General features: G+C 27.7%; 28 protein-coding genes. 10 read left to right on the forward strand and 18 right to left on the reverse strand.

What is annotated here, in order from left to right:
• Positions 1-112 precede the first annotated feature (112 nt).
• Positions 113-763 (forward strand): DNA alkylation repair protein, encoded by a 651-nt coding sequence (locus AVBRAN9334_RS00585; protein ID WP_214117758.1) that lies wholly within the window; start codon positions 113-115, stop codon positions 761-763.
• On the opposite strand, the gene AVBRAN9334_RS00590 is transcribed toward AVBRAN9334_RS00585, so the two are convergent.
• From AVBRAN9334_RS00590 to rpmJ, 9 genes are read right to left on the reverse strand one after another with little or no spacing between them, the layout of a single operon-like run.
• Positions 764-1,696, reverse strand: coding sequence for a Cj0814 family flagellar-dependent secreted protein (locus AVBRAN9334_RS00590; RefSeq protein WP_336606734.1), 933 nt, complete (start codon positions 1,694-1,696; stop codon positions 764-766).
• A gap of 48 nt (positions 1,697-1,744) precedes the next feature.
• Complete coding sequence (locus AVBRAN9334_RS00595; RefSeq protein WP_336606735.1) at positions 1,745-3,451, reverse strand: M24 family metallopeptidase; 1,707 nt, start codon at positions 3,449-3,451, stop codon at positions 1,745-1,747.
• Positions 3,452-3,460: 9 nt separating this feature from the next.
• A complete protein-coding gene (locus tag AVBRAN9334_RS00600) occupies positions 3,461-3,937 on the reverse strand; it encodes a cysteine permease (RefSeq protein ID WP_214117762.1) in 477 nt (158 codons plus the stop codon).
• 29 nt (positions 3,938-3,966) lie between these two features.
• Entirely contained in the window at positions 3,967-4,317 is a 351-nt protein-coding gene (gene rplQ / locus AVBRAN9334_RS00605; protein ID WP_214117763.1) for a 50S ribosomal protein L17, read from the reverse strand.
• Positions 4,318-4,320: 3 nt separating this feature from the next.
• A complete protein-coding gene (locus AVBRAN9334_RS00610) occupies positions 4,321-5,322 on the reverse strand; it encodes a DNA-directed RNA polymerase subunit alpha (RefSeq protein ID WP_214117764.1) in 1,002 nt (333 codons plus the stop codon).
• Between the two features lie 13 nt (positions 5,323-5,335).
• Positions 5,336-5,962 carry a 30S ribosomal protein S4 gene (rpsD, locus tag AVBRAN9334_RS00615; protein ID WP_214117765.1) on the reverse strand — a complete coding sequence of 209 codons (627 nt, stop codon included), beginning with the start codon at positions 5,960-5,962 and terminating at the stop codon, positions 5,336-5,338.
• Positions 5,963-5,991: 29 nt separating this feature from the next.
• Positions 5,992-6,384, reverse strand: a complete 393-nt coding sequence (rpsK, locus tag AVBRAN9334_RS00620; protein ID WP_214117766.1) for a 30S ribosomal protein S11 — start codon at positions 6,382-6,384, stop codon at positions 5,992-5,994.
• A 9-nt stretch (positions 6,385-6,393) separates the two neighbouring features.
• Complete coding sequence (gene rpsM, locus AVBRAN9334_RS00625) at positions 6,394-6,759, reverse strand: 30S ribosomal protein S13 (RefSeq protein WP_214117767.1); 366 nt, start codon at positions 6,757-6,759, stop codon at positions 6,394-6,396.
• A gap of 3 nt (positions 6,760-6,762) precedes the next feature.
• A complete protein-coding gene (gene rpmJ, locus AVBRAN9334_RS00630) occupies positions 6,763-6,876 on the reverse strand; it encodes a 50S ribosomal protein L36 (RefSeq protein WP_214117768.1) in 114 nt (37 codons plus the stop codon).
• Between the two features lie 479 nt (positions 6,877-7,355).
• Between rpmJ and AVBRAN9334_RS00635 the strand changes: the two genes are divergently transcribed.
• The 3 genes from AVBRAN9334_RS00635 to AVBRAN9334_RS00645 all read left to right on the forward strand — a co-directional run bounded on the left by AVBRAN9334_RS00635 (position 7,356) and on the right by AVBRAN9334_RS00645 (position 8,319).
• The gene (locus AVBRAN9334_RS00635; protein WP_336606736.1) at positions 7,356-7,778 is read left to right on the forward strand and encodes a hypothetical protein; all 423 of its coding nucleotides are present in this window, start codon (positions 7,356-7,358) and stop codon (positions 7,776-7,778) included.
• A 110-nt stretch (positions 7,779-7,888) separates the two neighbouring features.
• A complete protein-coding gene (locus AVBRAN9334_RS00640) occupies positions 7,889-8,059 on the forward strand; it encodes a hypothetical protein (RefSeq protein ID WP_336606737.1) in 171 nt (56 codons plus the stop codon).
• Positions 8,060-8,061: 2 nt separating this feature from the next.
• The gene (locus tag AVBRAN9334_RS00645; protein ID WP_336606738.1) at positions 8,062-8,319 is read left to right on the forward strand and encodes a hypothetical protein; all 258 of its coding nucleotides are present in this window, start codon (positions 8,062-8,064) and stop codon (positions 8,317-8,319) included.
• A 245-nt stretch (positions 8,320-8,564) separates the two neighbouring features.
• On the opposite strand, the gene AVBRAN9334_RS00650 is transcribed toward AVBRAN9334_RS00645, so the two are convergent.
• From AVBRAN9334_RS00650 to infA, 3 genes are all read right to left on the reverse strand, one after another.
• Positions 8,565-8,849, reverse strand: coding sequence for a hypothetical protein (locus AVBRAN9334_RS00650; protein ID WP_336606739.1), 285 nt, complete (start codon positions 8,847-8,849; stop codon positions 8,565-8,567).
• Positions 8,850-9,617: a hypothetical protein gene (locus AVBRAN9334_RS00655; protein ID WP_336606740.1), complete on the reverse strand. Its 768-nt coding sequence runs from the start codon at positions 9,615-9,617 to the stop codon at positions 8,850-8,852.
• 94 nt (positions 9,618-9,711) lie between these two features.
• Positions 9,712-9,930, reverse strand: a complete 219-nt coding sequence (infA, locus tag AVBRAN9334_RS00660; protein ID WP_214117771.1) for a translation initiation factor IF-1 — start codon at positions 9,928-9,930, stop codon at positions 9,712-9,714.
• 117 nt (positions 9,931-10,047) lie between these two features.
• Between infA and AVBRAN9334_RS00665 the strand changes: the two genes are divergently transcribed.
• Genes AVBRAN9334_RS00665 through AVBRAN9334_RS00675 form a run of 3 tightly spaced genes read left to right on the forward strand, consistent with a single transcriptional unit; the run spans position 10,048 to position 11,635 of the window.
• Positions 10,048-11,115, forward strand: coding sequence for a transglutaminase-like domain-containing protein (locus AVBRAN9334_RS00665; protein ID WP_336606741.1), 1,068 nt, complete (start codon positions 10,048-10,050; stop codon positions 11,113-11,115).
• A complete protein-coding gene (locus tag AVBRAN9334_RS00670; protein ID WP_214117773.1) occupies positions 11,112-11,384 on the forward strand; it encodes a hypothetical protein in 273 nt (90 codons plus the stop codon). The genes AVBRAN9334_RS00665 and AVBRAN9334_RS00670 overlap by 4 nt, the downstream gene beginning before the upstream one ends.
• Positions 11,381-11,635: a heavy-metal-associated domain-containing protein gene (locus AVBRAN9334_RS00675; RefSeq protein WP_214119551.1), complete on the forward strand. Its 255-nt coding sequence runs from the start codon at positions 11,381-11,383 to the stop codon at positions 11,633-11,635. Before AVBRAN9334_RS00670 ends, AVBRAN9334_RS00675 begins: the two co-directional genes overlap by 4 nt.
• Before the next feature lie 37 nt (positions 11,636-11,672).
• Here AVBRAN9334_RS00675 and AVBRAN9334_RS00680 read toward each other — a convergent pair whose 3' ends face one another.
• From AVBRAN9334_RS00680 to gltX, 4 genes are read right to left on the reverse strand one after another with little or no spacing between them, the layout of a single operon-like run.
• Positions 11,673-12,065 (reverse strand): rhodanese-like domain-containing protein, encoded by a 393-nt coding sequence (locus AVBRAN9334_RS00680; protein WP_336606742.1) that lies wholly within the window; start codon positions 12,063-12,065, stop codon positions 11,673-11,675.
• Between the two features lie 2 nt (positions 12,066-12,067).
• Entirely contained in the window at positions 12,068-12,691 is a 624-nt protein-coding gene (gene upp / locus AVBRAN9334_RS00685; RefSeq protein WP_214117776.1) for a uracil phosphoribosyltransferase, read from the reverse strand.
• On the reverse strand, positions 12,678-13,925 hold the full coding sequence (locus AVBRAN9334_RS00690; protein WP_336606743.1) for a malic enzyme-like NAD(P)-binding protein: 1,248 nt from the start codon (positions 13,923-13,925) through the stop codon (positions 12,678-12,680). The genes upp and AVBRAN9334_RS00690 overlap by 14 nt, the downstream gene beginning before the upstream one ends.
• Complete coding sequence (gltX, locus tag AVBRAN9334_RS00695) at positions 13,922-15,322, reverse strand: glutamate--tRNA ligase (protein WP_336606774.1); 1,401 nt, start codon at positions 15,320-15,322, stop codon at positions 13,922-13,924. Before gltX ends, AVBRAN9334_RS00690 begins: the two co-directional genes overlap by 4 nt.
• A gap of 42 nt (positions 15,323-15,364) precedes the next feature.
• Here gltX and AVBRAN9334_RS00700 point away from each other — a divergent pair, with 42 nt between their 5' ends.
• From AVBRAN9334_RS00700 to AVBRAN9334_RS00710, 3 genes are read left to right on the forward strand one after another with little or no spacing between them, the layout of a single operon-like run.
• A complete protein-coding gene (locus AVBRAN9334_RS00700) occupies positions 15,365-15,931 on the forward strand; it encodes a hypothetical protein (RefSeq protein ID WP_214117779.1) in 567 nt (188 codons plus the stop codon).
• A gap of 5 nt (positions 15,932-15,936) precedes the next feature.
• Positions 15,937-17,661 (forward strand): EAL domain-containing protein, encoded by a 1,725-nt coding sequence (locus AVBRAN9334_RS00705; RefSeq protein ID WP_214117780.1) that lies wholly within the window; start codon positions 15,937-15,939, stop codon positions 17,659-17,661.
• Positions 17,661-18,872, forward strand: coding sequence for a Y-family DNA polymerase (locus tag AVBRAN9334_RS00710; RefSeq protein WP_336606744.1), 1,212 nt, complete (start codon positions 17,661-17,663; stop codon positions 18,870-18,872). The genes AVBRAN9334_RS00705 and AVBRAN9334_RS00710 overlap by 1 nt, the downstream gene beginning before the upstream one ends.
• A gap of 7 nt (positions 18,873-18,879) precedes the next feature.
• On the opposite strand, the gene AVBRAN9334_RS00715 is transcribed toward AVBRAN9334_RS00710, so the two are convergent.
• Positions 18,880-19,494, reverse strand: coding sequence for a M48 family metallopeptidase (locus AVBRAN9334_RS00715; RefSeq protein WP_336606745.1), 615 nt, complete (start codon positions 19,492-19,494; stop codon positions 18,880-18,882).
• A gap of 288 nt (positions 19,495-19,782) precedes the next feature.
• A complete protein-coding gene (locus AVBRAN9334_RS00720) occupies positions 19,783-20,418 on the reverse strand; it encodes a tetratricopeptide repeat protein (protein WP_336606746.1) in 636 nt (211 codons plus the stop codon).
• Positions 20,419-20,445 lie beyond the last annotated feature (27 nt).

Genomic DNA, 20,445 nt, shown 5'->3' on the forward strand with positions numbered 1-20,445 from the left:
AAAAATTTGTAAATATTTGTTAATTAGTAATTTCTTTTTAAGTTTAGTTTTAGAATTTAAAATATAATCTTTAAATTCCAATTATTTATATTAGCATTTAAAAGGAGCTAGGTTGAAAGAGTATTTAACAAAATTTATTGATAACAATTATAAAGAATTTCATAAAAAATTAGTTTTTAGCAAATATGAAATTTTAGGAGTTCGCTCAAATATATTAAAAGACTACGCAAAAAAACTTCAAAAAGAAAATACCTTTGATGAATTTTTTAATAAGTTTTTAAAAGATGAAAAATTTTATGAATATCTACAAATAATTGCCTATGGGATTAATTATGAAAAAGACTTCTCAAAAGCACTAAAATACACTAAGCTTTATTTAGATTTCGTTGATAATTGGGCTAATTGTGATACTTTAGTGCCTAAAAGCTTTAAAAATCAAGATATAAAAGATTTTGCAAATGAATTAATTTGCGAAAACCACATATACAAAATTCGTTTTGGGATAATTTGTTATATGAAATTTATCGCTTATAAAGATGGGTTAAAAGCTATATTTAATATAAAAAGTGATGAATATTATATAAATATGGCTAGAGCTTGGTATTTTCAAGTAGTTTTAGCTAAAGAATTTGAATTAGGCATTTCGTTTTTAAGCTCGCACAAATTAGACGCTAAAACACTTAAAATGACTTTACAAAAATGTAAAGATAGTTACCAAATTAGCCAAGAGAATAAAGCAAAACTAATGCAGATTTTAGTCTAATCAAGCCTTAGTTTTGTCTAAAAACTTAGCCACTTCGGTATTAGTTTTTAGCAATTCATCAATGCCTAAATGCTTAATCTCATCAGCCATTTTTAATAAATCTTTATGCTTTTTAATATCTTTATTTATATTATTGTAATCATCTTGCATAGCTAAAGCATATTTTAAAGCATCTTTGCTTAGCCTTGTTGTCCCACTATCACTTGCAAATGGATTTATGCTTTGTAAAAATCCTATGAATTTCTTTTCTTTTTCATTATACATAGAAAAATCAGGGCTAAAAGCAAGTTCTTTATCAACGCTAATATTTTTTGGCTCGAAACTAAGCTCTATTACGCTAAAGCCATCTGCTTTTATACTTTTTGCATATTCTAATTCTTCGTTATTTTTATAAATATTTGTGATTTTGTATTTGCTAACATCATTTATATAATCAAAACTAACCTTACTATAACCAAAATCTATGCTAATACCACTTGGATAATCTTGATTGTTGTGAGTAATTTGCGTAAATAAATCATAATAATGCTTAATAGTATCAGCTAAATCAATATTGCTAAATGTCTTGCCCGAATCTTTCATCACCGAATATACATTCATTTTTTCATTAAATCTAACTATTTCTTTTAGTGTGCTTGAATGTATTTTAAAATCATCTGGCAATCCTGCAGCCTTATTAAAATCAGCTCCTAAAAATCCATCATTATCTACGCTATAGCCAAACTGAATGCTAGATTTTGCTTTATTTAATTCGTTTTTATAATCAAGCTCATTTTTTATACTATTGTTTAAAGTGCTTAGTAAAGTTGGCGTATTATTTGATATAGTTTTTGTCGTAACTTTGGCTAATTCATTTGTAAAAAATTCAGATGATATTTGTTTGCTTTTTTTGATTTTAGTATCATTAAATAATGCAATATTTTCTACTTTCATTAAAACTCCTTTAATTATTTGTTTAATAGCAAATAATATTCCTAAAGTTTAGTTTAATGCTCTCGTTTTAAATTCCAAAAACTGCTTTAACTCATCATCTAAAAATACACTTATGGTATCAAAAACCCTTTTATGATAATCATTTAGCCAATTAATCTCATCTTGATTTAATAATTTTTTATCAATCAAATCAAGCTCAAAAGGATAAAGCGTAACTATATCAAAGCTCAAAAAATCTCCGTATTCACTGCTAAAACAATGCTTACTAATTGCTAAATTCTCAAGTCTAATTCCGTATTTGTTATTATGATACAAACCTGGCTCAATTGATGTTAGCATACCCCTTTTTAATTTAGTATGTTCGCTAATATTAGCATTTAGCGATAAAACTTGTGGACCTTCATGAACATTTAAAAAATACCCTACCCCATGCCCTGTGCCGTGCAAATAATCAAATCCGTATTGCCATAATTCCTTTCTTGCAATGCTGTCTAATAAAGGCATTTTTATATTTTCAGGTGCTATGGTTTTTGATATTGCGATATGTGCTTTTAAAACCAAAGTATAATCTCTAATTTGCTCTAAACTTGCGTTTTTTATCTTAAAAACTCTCGTAATATCAGTAGTGCCGCACTCATATTGAGCTCCACTATCAAGTAATAATAAGCCTGATTTATTAAGTAATTTTGAAGTTTTTGCGTTTGCTTTATAATGAATTATTGCGGCGTTTTCATTAAATGCTGCGATAGTATCAAAAGAATTGCTGATAAAATACTCATTTTCTTGTCTAAATTGTGTGAGAACTTCATCAATTTTTAGCTCATCAACCAAGTCTAAATTAGTATTTTCTAAGTAATAATTAAACTTAGTTAATGCAATAGCATCAATTATATGAGCTTGTTTTATGTGCTTTATTTCTATATCATTTTTACAAGCTTTATGTATGGTGCTAGGCAAGATTTCATTTATTAAATTTGCATTTATTAAGCTAATAATTTTTGCATTCGTATTGGCAAAATCACACAATACATTACCGCTTAAACTAGATAAATCCGAATAAAAATCATCGTAATTTTTATAAATTATATTTAAATCTTTTTGAATATTTTTAAGCTTTGTTGGCTCTATATAACAAATCGCATTAGTTTGTGAAATTATCATATAACTTAAAAATACGGGGTTAAATTCCACATCTTTACCACGATAATTTGTAAGATAAGCTATATCGCTAAGGCTTGAGATTACGCAATAATCAATGTTTTTATTTTTTAATTCATCTTGGACTTTTTTTATTTTATTAGCACTTAAATCACTTATGAATTTTTCATTTTGTTTATAGATTGGCTCTTGTGGAAGTTTTTTATCGTAAAAATCTTTATAAAAATTATCATAATCTATTATATTAACAAGGTTTTTTAGCTTTTCATAATTATTTTGAGATATGGTTTTTAAATCAATTAAAGCCTTTTTAGTGCTTAGATTGTTTTTAATATAGTCTATATAATCAGGACTTTTGATTAATCTAATGCTATCTTTTAACTCATTTTCAGCTTGTAAAAAATATCTACCATCAGTAAATAAAATTGCATCATCAAGGCTAATTAAAAGCGAGCCCGCAGAACCGCTAAATCCACTTATAAATTCTCTAAGTTTAAAATACTCAGGAATATACTCACTTAAATGATAATCAGCCGTTAGTATTAAAGCAAAATCAGCATTATTGATTTTTAAAATATCTCTTATTTTCGTAAGCATTTTATCTCCTTAGTAATATCCTAAACATAAAGTATTTGTGAGTTTGATTTTTTTCTCAAAAGGCTCGGGTGCAAAATAACAACATTTTTCTATATAAATATGAGAATTTAAAGGTATTTTTAACTTTGTAAAAAAATCATTTAAATCAATAAATTTTATTCCTGCAATCTCTACTAATTTTATTACATTTAAAAGATTTGAATTATTATTTGGATTTAAATGTGATGGCGCTAGATTACTCATAGAACAAAATGCACTAGCTAATACTAATCCACTTAAATTAGAGCATTTAGGGATTAAATTCTCATATTTTTTAGCTATTGTATTTTTATCTAAAAATACAATTCTAGAATTTGGATATTGTGCGTATTTTATATTTTTCCAAAATTTATAAGCATTTTGAGAAATATCAGCTAGGGTAAAAAGTTCTTTGTTTAATATATAGTTTTCTAAAGTTTGATTATTTGGGAGTGTTATTTTATTCATAATATTTTGAGTGCCGAAGCACTCAATTATTATACTAGCTCAATATAAGCTAAAGTAGCCGCATCACCACGGCGAGTTCTTGTTTTAATAATTCTTGTATAGCCACCATTTCTTTCTTTGTAATTTGGAGCTATTTCATTTACTAATTTATTTGTGCATTCTTTGTCTTGTAAAGCTGCAAATACTGCTCTATGAGCGTTAAAATCTCCAACTCTTGCACGAGTGATTAGTTTTTCAATGTATGATCTTAATTCTTTAGCTTTTTCTAAAGTTGTTTCAATCTTACCATTTTTGATAATTGCAATGCTTAAATTCTTTAGTAAAGCTGCACGATGAGTGCTAGTACGACCTAGCTTTCTATATCCATGTCCGTGTCTCATTTATTATCCTTTAATTTCTTTTATTTTTTCAATAAGTTTATCTTTATAAGCATCTACAGAATTTGAACCTATCGGATAGCCTATTTCTTTCATAGCAGTAGTAATTTCATCCACTGATTTTTTACCAACATTTTTTAAATTATTTACATCGCTTTCACTCATTAAAGCTAATTCGCCTATAAATTCAATGCCAGCTTTTTCTAAACCATTATTACTTCTTACGCTTAAACCAAGTTCCTTAACGCTTTTTAATAAAGGAGATAAATCAATTTCTTCAGTTGTTTCTTCCCCTATTAATCTAGGACTTGTAGTTGCAATTTTATTAAATACCATCATTTGTTGATACATAGCATCTAAAGCATTTTTAAACGCATCTTCAGGTGTAATTTGACCATCAGTTGTTATTTCAAATACAATTTTTTCATAATCAGGATTATCTTCGTGTAATACCTTTTCTATTGAATAATTTGCATTTCTAACTGGTGTAAAAAACGCATCAAGAGCTATAAAACTACTATCAGTTTTTTCTCTTAAATCTTCGCTTGCTACATAGCCAATACCTTTTTCAATAATTAATGTGAAGTCTAATTCAGTGTCTTCATTTATAGTAGCAATGTAGTTATCAGGATTTACAACTTCAATTACATTATTAGCTAAATCACTACCTTTAATTTCTCTTGGCCCTTTAAAGCTAAAGCTTACTTCTTCTCTTTTACTATCTTCGTTTTTAATTTTAAAACGCATATTTTTGATATTAATAATAAATAAAGAAATATCTTCTACCATACCTCTTTTGCTATCAAATTCATGGCTTACTCCATCAATTTTAATAGCAGTTGCTGCATAGCCAATTGCACTAAGGCGTAAAAGCCTGTGCAGTGGATGTGCTAATGTAATGCCAAAACCAATTTCAAAAGGCCAAGCACTAATGCGTGCTTTATTTTCGCCGATATTTTCAATAGTAAAATCATTTGGCATATGAGCTGTTGTAACTACTTTTCTCATTTGCTACTCCTTATTACTTAGAGTATAGCTCTACTATGAATCTTTCCTCAACAGGAATGACAACTTCTTCTCTCTCAGGTTTTCTTGTGAAAATTCCATATTTTTTATCTTTTTCAACATCAACCCACTCAACAATACCTGTTTGATTTGTAAGTTCAACTGCTCTTACTATTTGAGGATTGTTTTTGCTTTTTTCTACAACTTCAATTTTAGCGCCTGGTAATACTCTATAACTTGGAACATCTACTCTTTTACCATTTACTAAAATATGTCCGTGAGTTACAAGTTGTCTTGCAAAACGGCGAGTTGTAGCAAAACCCATTCTATAAACAACATTATCAAGTCTTTGTTCTAAGAATTGAATTAAAATAGAACCTGTATTTCCATCTTTTCTAGCAGCTTCTTGGAATAATTTTCTAAATTGCTTTTCGCTTACACCATACATAAATTTAGCTTTTTGCTTTTCTCTTAATTGTAAGCCGTATTCGCTAATTTTACCTCTTCTTTGACCATGCTGACCTGGTGCATAAGGTCTTTTATCTAAAGCACTCTTACCAGCTAGTCTTCTTTCACCCTTCATTGCAAGGCTAACGCCTAATCTTCTTTCAATTTTCTCTACTGGTCCAGTATATCTTGCCATACTATTTCTCCTATATTCCTATACTTATATTATACACGACGGCGTTTTGGTGGTCTGCAACCATTATGTGCTAATGGTGTAATATCTTTTAAGAAAGTAACTTTAATACCTTCAACTGCACCAACACTCTTAACAGCAGTTTCTCTACCGCTACCAGGACCTTGAACACGAATACCAACTTCTTTAATTCCGTGTTCTTTAGCTTTATTTAAAGCATCTTCAACCGCTTGTTGAGCAGCAAATGGAGTTGATTTTTTAGAACCTTTAAATCCTAAACCACCTGCACTACTCCATGCAATTGCATTTCCCATTTCATCTGTAACTGTTACCATTGTATTGTTAAAAGTTGCACTAATATATACTACACCTTTAGCAATATTCTTTTTAACTACTTTTTTCTTAACTACTTTTCTCTTAGCCATTATCTATCCTTACGCTTTTGCACCAACGGTTTTTCTCTTACCTTTGCGAGTTCTAGCATTTGTTTTAGTTTTTTGACCACGCACTGGTAAACCTTTTCTATGTCTTAAACCACGATATGAACCTAAATCCATTAAAGCTTTAATGTCCATAGCAACTTGTTTTCTTAAATCACCCTCAACTAAATAATGTTCTTGGATTTCTTTACGAATATTTGCTGCTTCATCTTCGCTTAATTCATATACACGCTTGTTTGGATCTATTCCAACTGCTGCTAAAATTTTGCGTGAAGTAAATAAACCTATACCATAGATATAAGTTAAGCCATATTCAATTCTTTTTTTCTTTGGTAAATCAACACCTGCAATACGAGCCATACCTTATCCTTGTCTTTGTTTGTGTTTTGGATTTTCGCAAATAATACGAACAACGCCTTTTCTCATAACGACTTTACATTTGTCGCACATTTTCTTAACAGATGGTCTTACTTTCATCTTGTCTCCTAAAAAATAATTTGCTTTCCACTTTTTTACAATCTGCATTTTTAGGTATCACGAATTACCAACTAATATTTAAATGGTGGAAAATTCACTCAAATATTACTTCTTCACACAGATAAATTGCAAAAGTGCTAATATTATCAAAACAAAATTAATATAGGTTTAAATATTAAATTTATTTGTCTTTGATAATTCTAAAAATTTCTTAGCAATCTAATCTCAAACTATTATTTAAGAATTAATTTATAGATTTTACTTTTTTAATTCATAAAGTTTTAGATAACTTTTAATGTGGGTGAAATATCCCAATATAAATGAAGTTTCAAAAATACTAGATAAAAATAAAATAGAGCATATTATAAAAATTATTTAATTACAGATTTAAATTCTAAGAAAATTTTATTTTATATTAAAAATATAATTGACCATTTGTTTAACTTGGGGGGGGGTATAATCACTCAAAAGGAGAACTAATGAGTGAATTACCAATAAACAAAAACAAATATGAATTATTTAAAGGCGTTGCTTTAAGTGATAACTATGAAATAGTAGGTTATGATTTAGTTTATTTAAGTGAAATTGAAATTATTTCTATATCTAAAGAAGACTATAAAGATGCTGAAAAAAATCTAAAAGCATTGGCAGATTTTTTTGGTTTTAATTGTGTTCTAAAAGTTACTAAAGAGCAATATACAGATAATACAAGCACGACCGGTATAATGGATACAAAAGGAACTATGAAAGCTAGTCCAAATCCTTTTGAAATTTCAAGAAATTATGTTGTCAAAACAGCTTCTACTATAAAATCCATTACAAAAACAAACAATGTATTTACAATTAAAGGTTTGTTAGGTATTATCGGCAAACCAAATCCAAATGCAAATACTTTAAAATAATTTTTAAAGAAAAAGAAAAAATATATTTAGAATGTATAGATACAGCAAGAAATATTTATTATGCAAATTTACATATAAAAAATATAGAACAAAAGCTCTCAATATTTCCGATGAATATCTTTGCAAATTTTACAAGAGCAGGACTTGTTAAAAATCATGTAGAAACATTGGTTAAATATGAAAATTCTTTAAAAGAATTGCTTGATAGATACAGTAAAGATTTTGTAACGATTTATAAAATATGTTCTAAAAATGTAACAATAAAACACATGGGAGAGTAAAAATGCAAGAAAATACAACAAACAAAACGGGTAATTTTGCAAGGGCTTTTGATTTAATGATAGAAAATAACGATTATAATTTTAGTGAAGAAAATATAAATAAATATATCAATCTAATAGAACAGTCAAAACCGATTGTAAATTTTTCTAATAAAGAAAAAATAATATTAGTAATCTCAACTATCTTATGCTTTACACCACTTGGTTTTATTGTACTGCCAATAATACTAATCTATTTATATAAAAAATTTAAAAAATAGATTTGATTGTTTATAATTTAAATCTTTGGAGAGCATAAGAGAGAACAGGTGTTAAATGAAGCGAAGATTTATAATAAGTTAACCTCAACGCCAAGATAACTCTCAAATGATTGTGAAATAAGTGTTTAAGTAGAATGCCATAATAAATGAAGTTTAAAAATCCTAGATAAAAATAAAATAGAGCATATTATAAAAATTATTTAATTACGGATTCAAATTCCACTTGGAATTTATTTCCGTATTAATTAAAATATTTTAAATTTCTTTAATAACTTAATTACTATATAAATTGCACTAAATATAAAAACCCAAGGATATAATGTAAGTAATAAAGAAAAAATACCGATACTAGATACAATAGATGCTATTATTGTCGTAATTGCAATTAAAATAAATTTTTTCAATATATCGTTTTTTGCATATTTTAATAACTCATTTGTATTTGTTGTGCCATCTATGGCATTTTTATGAAAAGCTTTTGCAAATTCACCTTGCTTAAGACCTTCTAAATTATTTATTAAATTTTTCATTTATTCTCCTATGTATTTAATGTTAGTTTTTGAAGTAAGTTTATAGATGGTTATCATTTCATCGCCATATTGTAAAATCATTTTTTTTAGATTGGGCTCACAAATTTGCAATGTGTTATAAGGTATTTTCCTAATTTTACTTATAGAAAAATAAGAAATAGCGACGATAACAATGTTAACAAATGCAAAACCAAAACCAATCATAGGAATTAGACAAAGAACTATTAAAGAAGCGCTAGATATTAAAGCTATTTTACTTTTATTATCTAACTTCTCTAAAGCACAATTTGCTTCGTAAATAGGCTGAGTAGTGCTTTGGCATTCATATACTATATTTGCTCTTTCTAAAATAACATTTATATTTACGCTCACTCCGTTAGGATTTGGCTTGCCTACGATTGCTAAAGTGCCTTTTATTCTAAAATTATTATTTACTTTAGTTTCTGTATTGATTGTAGATGTAGAACTATAAGAATTAGAAAAACTACTAACCCTACCCTCTGTATGCATAGTCCCCGAAGTTTGCATACTATCAGTATAGTTATCTCTTACTATATTTAAAATACAATTAAACCCCAAATAACTAGCTAGATTTTTTAATGACTTTTCCGCATCTTCATAATTAATTGTGGATTTAGCAGTTATTTCTATTTCACTCATATAAATTAAACCATATTGAGTAACGTCGTTATTATTAACTAATAAAACGCCTTTAAACAAATCATATTTGTTTTCATTTTGATTTTCATTTGTTGTTAAATCACTCATTTAATCTCCTTTCAAAAGAGTGATTATACCCCCCCCCAAGATAAATGAATGGTAAAAAATAATTTAGAAGTTTAGCACCATAAAAAGTGCTAAATTATTTGTGTCTATAAGTAATGCGTCCTTTATCAAGACTATAAGGAGTTAGCTCAACTCTTACTCTATCTCCTGGCATAATTTTAATATAGTGCATTCTCATTTTACCCGCAATGTGGCATAAAATTACGTGTTTGTTATCAAGCTCAACTTTAAAAGTTGCATTTGGTAAAGCTTCAATAACTTCGCCGTCAATTTCTATTACATCATCTTTAGCCATAATTTTCCTTTGTAAAAATGTAAAGGTCAATAATAACATAAAAACTATTAAAAAACTAAATTTATTATTAAATAAAATAATTTAAAATAAAAGTTTATTTCACACAAGGATAAAGTTATGAAAAGAAGAACATTTTTAACTTTATCGTCTGCAGTTGCAGCAAACACTTTACTAAGTGCGAATGAAACACCTTTAGTAAATAATACTCAAGCAACAAAAGACGATAGTAAAGAATACATTGTAAGCTTAAAACATAATTTAAGCGAATTAGGCGAAGTTAGCAAAATATGGCTTCCATTACCAAAATCACGCTCATATCAATACCTTACAAGTGATATTGTAAATAGTGGAAATTACAATGAAATTTATTTAAGTGATTTTGAAACTAATAGTTTATATGCAAGTTTTTCTAATGTAAAAGCTGAATTAATAACACAATTTAGCATTAAAACTCATGATAGAATTACTGATTTTTCTAAAGTTAATTTTAATGAAAACGAGAAATTAGACGAAAGTATCGCACAATATTTAAAACCAAGCGAACATATTTTTACTAGTGGAATAGTAAAAGAATATGCACTAAAAATTACAAAAGGTATAAAAGGCGATTTAGAAAAAGCAAAAGCTATTTATGATTGGGTAGCACTTAATTTTACTCGTGATGAGAGTGTAATTGGGTGTGGAATTGGTGATGTTAAGGCTATTTTAGAAAGTAAAAAACTTTATGGCAAATGCACTGATATTAGCTCTGTTTTTGTAGCACTTTTAAGAAGTATTAATATTCCTGCTAGAGAGTGCTTTGGAATTCGTTTAGGTGCGAGTAGATTTTATGCTGCAATGGGTAGTAAAGAAAATATAACAAAAGCTCAACATTGTAGGGCGGAGTTTTATCTAAAAGGCTATGGGTGGATTCCTTGCGATCCTGCTGATGTAGCTAAAGTTAAATTATCTTTAAACCTAGATAATAATGATAGTGGTATACAAAAATTAAGAGAATTTCAATTCGGTAATTGGGAAATGTGTTGGTGCGAGTTTAATACCAAAAGAGATTTCGTGCTAATTCCACGCCCAGCTCAAGCACCGCTTAATAATTTTGGCTATGTATATGCTGAAGTTGATTCAAATACTATTGATTATTATTCACCTAATGAATTTGTGTATGAATACACTTCAAAACAAATATGAAAAAATATTTAATATCAATGTTTATCTTAGCTATTAGCTCTAGCCTTTGTTGTGTTGGAGCTATTAGCTTTTTGATATTTGGAGTAAGCCTTGTTAATTTTGATTTTTTAGCACCTTTTAGAGTATATTTGGGGATTGCAACCTGCATTTTATATTGCATATTTGTCTATAAAAAACTAAATCAAAAAAATAAAATCAGATTATTTTTAATAGGACTTGCATTATTATTTATCGTATTTTATCCTGAAATTATAGGAGCAATGATTTGAAAAAAATATTATTGTTAAGCTTATTTTTAAGTGTTTTAAATGCTTATGAATACACTTTAGAAATTCCTAAAATACATTGTCCATTATGCACGGCAATTGTTAGAAAGGCACTACTAAAAATTGATGGAGTAAATAAAGTAAATGTTAGTTTAGAAAATAAAACAGCGATAATTAAAAGCGATAAAGAACTTAACGAAAGCATAATAAATCAAGCACTTTTTAATACAGGCTATCAAGGAATACTTAAATAAATCCTATTTTAAAAAGAATTTAAAATAGGATTAAAAATTAATTTTGATATGGAACTAATTTAATATTTGTCTTTAATAATTCGTTCATTCCACCATCAAGATTTATTATATTAGTAAAGCCGTTTTGCTCAAGCATTTTAGTTACCATTGCACTTCTTTTACCACTTCTACACATAATTGCTATTTTGCTATCTTTTGAATAATTTTTACTAATTTCATTCAAAAAATCAGGATTGATACTTCCATTTTCGTTTAGAAATGTTATCAATTTTGCTTTATTTACAACGCCTGTTGCAGCGTATTCACTAGGCATTCTAACATCAATTACAGCATAATCACTATTAGTAAAATCAAATTCCTTGATATTTTGTGTAATTACCTCAGCATTTAAACAAACAAATAAACTTAAACCCAATAATATTTTTTTCATTTTTAAGCCTTTAAAGTATTAAATATCCTATCTCCAGCATCTCCAAGACCTGGGATAATATATCCTTTTTCATTCAGCCCTTTATCCAAACAAGCAGTAATTAATGCTACATCAGGATGAGCTTTTTTCATTCTATCTCTTGCTTCAGGAGTTGCAATGATACTTGCAAAAATTATTTTTTTGACACCAATTGATTTTAATCTATCAACAGCTGCAATAGCACTTCCGCCCGTTGCAAACATAGGGTCAATTATAATTGCAGTTTTATTTTGCATATCTTGTGGGTATTTTTCAAAGAAAAATTCAGGCTCAAGCGTTTCTTCATTGCGTTGAATACCTAAAAATCCCACACTAGCTTTACCCAATAAATCAAGTGCAATATCACTCATACCAAGAGCTGCTCTTAAAATAGGCACTATTACAATATCATCGCTAATAACTTCGCACTCACAAGGCATAAGTGGAGTTTGAATATTAACTTTTTCTGTGCTTAAAAATTCACAAGCTTCATAAATAACAAATCCACTAAGCTTTTTTATATGCTCACGAAAATCCCTACAAGATGTATTCTTATCTCTAATTTTCGCTAGATAAGTTGAAACTAGTGTATTTTTAATTACTTTCATTCAATAACCTTTCAAAATATGCTTTATCATCAAAATTTTTAACTAAAGCTATGCCTTCATCAACAGCAGCCTTAGCAACTGCGGTGCTAACATAAGCTTTTACCCTATCATCAAATGGTTTTGGAATTATTAAATCTTTTCCATATTTTAAGTCTTTACCATATAATTTTTTAGTTTTTTCGCTAACTTCAAGGCGTCCTAATTCGCTTAATGCCTTAACAGCTGCTATTTTCATACCCATAGAAATCTTTCTAGCTCTAACATCTAAAGCCCCACGGAAAATATATGGAAAGCCTAAAACATTGTTGATTTGATTGTCATAATCGCTTCTTCCTGTTGCAATAATTACATCAGGGCGAACTTTTTTCGCAAGTTCAGGTAAAATCTCTGGGTCAGGATTAGCTAAAGCAAATACTATTGGATTTTCTGCCATAGTTTTTAACATTTCTTCGCTTAAAGCTCCAGCTTTGCTAAGCCCTAAGAAAACATCAGCTCCTTTTAAAACATCGGCTAAAGTATCCTCATCACATTCTCTTACAAATTCTAATTTATGCTCGTTTAAATCTGTTCTTTTAGTATTGCAAACACCTTTAGAATCTACTAAATAAATCTTTTTAACTCCTAAAGTCTTATATATCTTAGCACTTGCAATCCCTGCTGCTCCTGCCCCACAAACAACTACCTTTAAGTCTTCTAATTTTTTGCCAATTAGTTCACAAGCATTAATTAACCCTGCCGCACTAATAATAGCCGTTCCGTGTTGGTCATCATGCATTACAGGAATACCTAAGTCTTGAAGTCTTGCTTCAATCTCAAAACATTTTGGAGCTGCTATATCTTCAAGGTTAATACCGCCAAAACTAGGAGCAATAGCTTTTACTGCTGCTATTATTTCTTCGGTATCTTGAGTGCTTAATTCAATATCATAAGAATCAACATTTGCAAATTTTTTAAATAAGCAAGCCTTACCTTCCATAACAGGTTTTCCTGCAATTCCACCGATATTGCCAAGACCTAAAACAGCTGAACCATCGCTAATAACTGCTACTAAATTACCTTTACTTGTGTATTTATAAGCTAAATCACTATCACGAGCAATCTCTTCACAAGGATATGCAACTCCAGGAGAATATGCTAAACTTAAACTCTCATATTCTTTCATAGGCGTTTTAATAAAAGTGCCTAATTTACCGCCTAAATGATACTCTAATGCTCTTTCTTTTAAATTATTCATAAAATCTCCTTTAAAAAATTATTAAATCTTTTTTTAATCTCATCATTGCCTAAAAACTCCATAATAGCATAAATACTAGGACTAATTGTTGTTCCTGTTAGGCTTAATCTAATTAATTGCGCTATGTCTTTTAGCTTAGCATTATTATCATTTAAAAATTGTTTAATTTCTAATTCAAATTCTGCTTCAGTATTTGCACCTTTAAAATCATTTACAAACTTAGTAAATAAAGCTTTACTATTATCATTTACAAACTTAGCAACTCCACTTTCTTCGTAAGAATTTGGCTCGTTTATAATAGTTTTTGCACTATTTATCAAATCTATTAAGGTTTTAGCTCTTTCTCTTAACATTGTTAATAAGAATGAATAATTCTTAACACTTGAAAAATCAAATCCTAAATCTTTACAAGCATTTACTAATCTTTCATCGCTAACGCTTTTTATATAATGAGCATTAATCCATTCTAATTTTTGTGCGTTATATGTGCTTGCACCTTTGCTAACATTATCAAATGTAAAGCATTCTTTCATTTCTTGCATTGAAAATATTTCTTGGTCTTTATTTGAAAATCCTAATCTTAATAAGAAATTAAGTAAAGCTTCAGGCAAGTATCCTAAAGCCTTATATTCCATAACATCGGTTGCTCCGTGTCTTTTGCTAAGTTTTTTGCCATCTTCTCCGTTTATCATAGCTAGATGATAAAAATTAGGAACCTTAAAGCCTAAAGCTTCATAAATTATTATTTGTTTTGGAGTATTTGAAAGATGATCATCTCCACGAACAACATCAGTTACACCCATTAAAGCATCATCAACAACCACTACGAAATTATAAGTAGGAGTGCCATCAGCACGAGCTATTACAAAATCATCTAAAATATCAGCAGCATTAAATCTGATTTCACCCTTTACTCCATCATTTACTATTATTTCTCCATCAAGCGGTGCTTTAATCCTTACAACTGGTTTAATTCCTTCTGGTGGAGTGCCTTTAAAATCTCTGTATCTTCCATCATATTTAGGGCGTTCTTTTCTAGCTTCTTGCTCTGCTCTTAATGAGTTTAACTCATCTTCACTCATATAACAATAATAAGCATTGCCACTATCAAGTAATTTTTGAATGTATTCTTTATAAATATCTAATCTTTTGCTTTGATAAGTAATTTCCCCATCTACTTCTAAATCAACCCATTTAAAAGCTTCTAAAATAGCTTTGGTTGCTTCTTCGCTATTTCTTGCCATATCTGTATCTTCAATACGAAGAATAAATTTACCATTATTTCTTTTAGCGTAAAGATAAGAAAAAAGTGCTGTTCTTAATCCACCAATATGTAAAAACCCTGTCGGAGAGGGTGCAAATCTTGTAACTATCATTATTATTAGCCTTTTGTGAATTTTTTATAGTTATAATCATTTAAAATCACTTAAAGGTAAATAATGAGAAAAATTTTGCTTGCACTTGTATTTGGTGCATTTATGAACGCAAGTCCTATAACTTCAATCATAGCTAGTGTTAATAACGAGCCTATTACAAATATTGATATTATAGAAATTTCACAATATATGAATATAAGCCAAAACGACGCATTAAGATTGCTAATTCAAAATAAAATATGCACATCTTTAGCTAAAAAATTCAAATTAGCTGCAAATGAACTAGAAATCAATCAAGAATTATCAAAAATAGCTGCTGCTAATAATATTAGCTTATCTACTTTCATAGAACATAACCAAGATAAAATCAAAATGCTAACAGAAAATATAAAAGATGAAATTCTAAAAAAGAAATTATTTGATTTAATCGCTCAAAATTATATGAAAGATGTAAGCGATGATGAAGTAATTAGATTTTATAATTTAAATAAAGATAAGATGAATGGGGCAAGTTATGAAGTAGCAAAAGAACAAATTAAAAGCTATTTAATGAATAAAAATGCTCAAGAATCAGTTCGTAATTATATGGAAAAAGAAGAAGCAAAGGCATCAATTAAAATGTTTAGGTGAGTACTATGAAAACAAAATCAATTCTATCTAACTCGTTTAAGAATTTTATTATTACAACTTTTTTACTAATTGAAATTGCTGGTGGAATTTTTGGAACTTATAGATATATTAGCGAGGCAAAAAGAATTGAAGAGCATCATAGAATTCACAATATAGGAAATGATAGCTTAGTAATTAGGCTACAACAAAATAAAGACCATACTATTTTTCAATTTTTAGTATTTTCTTTCGCTGTATTAGTAGCTGCAGTTATTAGTAATGCAATTTATATAAAAAGATTAAAAAGAGTAAAATCAAATTTTAATGATTTTGCAGAACTTCTTGCAAATTCAGTCAAAAAACATAAACCTTTAATGCTAAACGATACGCTAAATTACAGCGAATTTCAAAAAATAGCAAATTCTTTAAATGAAGTCTTAAATGATATATACTATCAAGAAAATTATAATTCTTTAACCAAATTACCTAAAAAACAAAAATTCTTATTAGACATACAAGAACTCTATGAAAAAAGCGATTGTCCTATAATAGTTAGCTATATATATCTTAAAGACTATCAAAATCTATTAAAAAGTAGAAGTTTTGATTTAGCTGATAAAATAATATTAGAATTAGCAAGTAGATTTTCAAGTTTTTCTACAACTATTTTAAATTCTAAAATAGCCAAAATAAGTGGCAATGGAGATTTTTTATTAGCATTTCCTTGTATTGATGAAATACAAACAACTTTTAATAATATGGCTATTAAGTTGCACGAATGCTTTAGTGAAAGTATTAATTTTGGAAGTGATGGAATTTATGAGCAGAGTATAGGGGTTGGCTTTAGTGTATTAACAAATGAAAATTACAATCAAATAATAAACGATACTTACAAAGCAGCCTTACTTTCAAGCGTTCAAAAAGATACATTGTATTGCGATTATTCTGATGAAGTTAAAACACAAATAGATAATGAAGCAAAATTAGAAAATGATTTAAAAAGGGCTTTAGAAAAAGGTGAGCTTGATGTATATTATCAAGCAAAAATCGGAGCAAATGATAATTTAGTAAAAGGCGCAGAAGCATTAATTCGCTGGAAACGAAATGATAAATTTGAAAATACAGAAAAATTTATAAGAATTGCAGAAAAAACTGATTTAATAATAAAACTTGAAAAATTTGTAATTGCAAAAGTATTTCAAGAAATACAAGTTTTAAAAAATAAAGGAATAAATATTCCAATAAGCATTAATATATCAGCAAAACACTTGCACCATAAAGATATGATAAATTATTTGCTAGCAAATGTTAAAAAATACGATATAAATCCAAGTTTAATAGATATAGAAATAACAGAAAGATATAGACTTAATAGCAGTAGTGAGACTATATTAGAAAAATTAAAAGCTATTGGATTTTTAATAAGTATTGATGATTTTGGGAAAGATTATAGTTCTCTTTCTTATATAAATCATTTACCTATTGATACAATTAAAATTGATAAAAGCTTTATAGATGGATTAAATAGTAAAGATTGTGATTTAATTAATGAAAACTCAAAAGCAATTATAATTGGTATTATAAAAATAGCAAAAACTATGAATAAAAGAGTAGTAGCAGAAGGTGTTGAAACACTAGAGCAAGTAAATATTTTAAAACAATTAGGTTGTGATGAATTACAAGGATTTTATTATCATAAAGGTGCTACACCGATTAATGAATTTATAAATATTTATAAAAACAAATTCTAATGAAACTTCATATAGATTTTGATAGCTATTTTGTAAATGCCCAACGACTATTAAATAAAGAACTCTGCAATACACCTTGCGTGATTTATGCTGGAAGCGATGAAGATTTTTTCAATCAAGATGCAAAATATATAGATAATAAAATCGCCTTTATGAGCTCAATTGAAGTTGCAAGAAGTGAAAATAAAGTAATTGATTATAGGCATTTTACCGCAATTGCCGTATCTTATGAAGCTAAAAAATATGGAGTAAAAGTAGGAGATAAATTAAATATAGCTTATCAAAAATGTCCGAATTTAAAAATAGCTAGAAGTAATATTAGATTTTATAAAGAACTAAGCTTTAAAGTAAGACAATTTTTAGAAAGCAAAATACCCGTAATTGAACAATTTAGCATTGATGAGTTTTTTGGAGATTTAGAAGGGTTTAAAAAAGACACAGAAGTGCTAGATTATGCAAAATATCTTCAAAAAGAACTATTAGATAAATTTGGCTTACCAGCTAGTATAGGCATTAATAATAGCAAATGGGGAGCTAAATTTTTAACCGATTTAGCAAAACCTTTTGGCATTAGAATGGAATATGATTTAAGCAATGCCATTAAAGGAATAGATATAAAAAATTTCGCAGGCATAGGAAGAGAAATACAAAAATATTTAAGAGCTTATGGGGTAAATACTTTAGATGAATTATTGCAAAAAGAATATTTGCTAGATAAATATGGTAAAAATGGCAAAAAAATCATAGCAAGAATTAAAGGCATTGATAATGAAAAAGTAGAAGAAATAAAAGATATTAAAAGCCACGCAATATCAAAAAGCTTTAAGCCAATTAGTGATTATGATGAGTTAAGGCGAAGGGTTAAAATACTTGCTAGATATTTATGTGTTTGGATTTCAAAGCACAAATATCATCCTAAAAAAATAGAAATAAGTATTAAATACGGCAATAAATTAGAGCATATTGGAGTTGAAATTATGCAACCATTTGATGAAAAAAATCTAATTGATAATGCCGTAAAAGGATTTGAAATTCTTATGAAAAATACGAAAAATGTAAGTGTTTATTATATAGGAATTGCTGCTAATAATCTTGATAAAACATATTGTGAAAATATTTTTCAAAACACCACAAAAAATCAAAAATTAAACGAAACCCTAAGTGCTATAAGAGATAAATTTGGCATTAGCTGTATAAAATATGGGGGATAAATATAAATTATTTGTCTTTTAATAAATTAATTCTTTCTTTATAATCTGGCATAAATCCTAAAAGCGTGGCATAAAAAGCCTTTGAATGATTAGCGTGATAAAGGTGTGTTAATTCGTGCATAATCACTGCTTCTATTGCTAATATATCTTTTTTAATTAATTCGGTATTTAGATTTATATAAGATTTTTTCGTATTGCAAGAACCCCAACGAGTTTTCATTTTTCGTACTTTTAAAGCTTTTATATCTTTACCAACAATCACACAAAATCTTTTTAAAATTTCGCTAAAGATTTCTTTTGATTGAATTTTATAAAAATCATTAAGTAATTTTTCTTTATTTTCATCATTTTCAAGACATTTTAAAATGATTTTATCATTGTGAATTTCTACATTTTTTGAAATTCTTAAATCAAATTCTAAAATATATTTTCGTCCTAAAAACAATACAAAATTACCACTCAAAAGCTCTGCTTTTTTAGTAGTTTTAAGCTCGTTTAATCTTTGTTCTATCCAATCTTTTTTAAGTCTTAAAATCTCATCAATTTTTGCTCTACTTATAAAATAAGGCGATACTACTTCAACAAGCCCAATCTCACGAACTTTTATAATAATATTTTTCACCCGCTTTTTAGTAATTTTTATTTCCATAAACTTTCTCACATTAAAAACAAAACTAATTTTAACTTAAAATATCTTAGACAATCTGCGATATTCCAAATAAAATTAATCATATTTTGGTGTTTTTCTATATTCATAAAATTCCTTTGAAGTAAATGTGATTATTATGACAAAACAATAATAAAAATCTTAAATTATTTTAAATAGTTGTAATTTATATGCTTTTATAACTACTTGTTTTTAAAAATATATCAAATAATAAAAAGTTCTTAAAAATAAGAACTTTTAAAATTATTTTATATTATCTAACTTTTCACAAGCGTATTTAAATTCTAATTCGCAAGATTTTCTTAAATACTCAAGAGATTTATTTTCATAAAGTTGAGATACTTCATAGCAGCTTTTGTTATCATTGTTATTGCAAGCGTATTTGTATAATTCTAAAGCTTTTTCTTCATCAATATCAGTGCTAACTCCATTTAAATACATATTTGCTAAAAAATAGCAAGATGAATAATCATTATTATTACATTGTTTTTCGTATAAATTAAATGCTCTTTCATATAATTTTTCAAAATCATCACATTGAGTATATTTTACTTCACAAAAATTTGCAAAATCATAGCAAGCGTTTGCATTATCATCATCTTTGCAAGATTGTTTAACCAATTTTATTGCTAAATTTTTGTATTTTTTATTTAATTTTTTATTTTCCAATTTATCAGAATATTTATAAATATCACTTAAAGCCTTGCAAGATAAATAATCTTCATATTCTTCGCAAGAAACTTTATAATATAAAGCTGCGTTTGCTTCATCATTTTTATCAAACTGATAATAATTAGCATTTTTTAAGCATTCTTCTAAACTCACACACTCAACGGCATAAACACAAACACTAAATAATAAAATTAATAATTTTTTCATACTAACTCCTTTTTTAAGGTAGTAATT

The sequence above is a fragment of the Campylobacter sp. RM9334 genome, assembly GCF_020138145.1.
In the GTDB taxonomy this organism is placed as follows: domain Bacteria; phylum Campylobacterota; class Campylobacteria; order Campylobacterales; family Campylobacteraceae; genus Campylobacter_E.